Below are 548 nucleotides of genomic sequence, written 5' to 3'. Positions count from 1 at the left end.
CGGAGGCGCTCCTCGACCGGGCGGTCCTTCAGGAGGGCGGGGTCGAGGGGGCCGCCGTGGGTGACGGTCCGCCAGCGGTGGGTGCCGGTGGCGCTGTCGCCGGAGTCGTCGATGCGGACGTATCCCTCGTCCTCGGAACGGCGGAGGGTCCGTACGCCCTCCGCCGTCTCCACGACGATCTCGGCGATACCCGGAAGAGTGAGGAGCAGGGCGTCGTCCACGGAGGCGAGGAGCCGCTCGGCCAGGTCCTCGGCGGCGGCGTCCCGCAGCGGGAGGACGACGACGGTGTCGTATCCGTCGGGCGCGGTGCCCTCGGCGGGCAGCGGAAGGCGCAGGAGCGGTACGTGGCCGTCACGGCGGCGCAGTTCGTCGCCGAGGCCCGGGCTGTACCGGGCGGCCTCGGCGGCCAGCTCGCGCGCCTCGGCCAGGGACCAGCGGACGCCGCCGTGCCGGCCCAGGACGGCGGGCTCGTCGGAGACGGCGAGGACGGCGGCGAAACCGACGCCGAAACGGCCGACGGCGCCGTGGCCGCCCGGTCCGCCCGGTCC

General features: G+C 76.8%; 1 pseudogene. It reads right to left on the bottom strand.

Going from position 1 to position 548, the window contains the following annotated elements:
- Positions 1 to 548: pseudogene (locus CCN56_RS41270) on the bottom strand (molecular chaperone Hsp90); the annotation flags it as partial.

The organism is Streptomyces sp. NRRL B-24572, from assembly GCF_002156145.1.
GTDB lineage: Bacteria > Actinomycetota > Actinomycetes > Streptomycetales > Streptomycetaceae > Streptomyces > Streptomyces vietnamensis.
The sequence above is the reverse complement of the archived record's forward strand: the minus strand, read 5'-3'. Positions and strand labels throughout refer to the sequence as shown.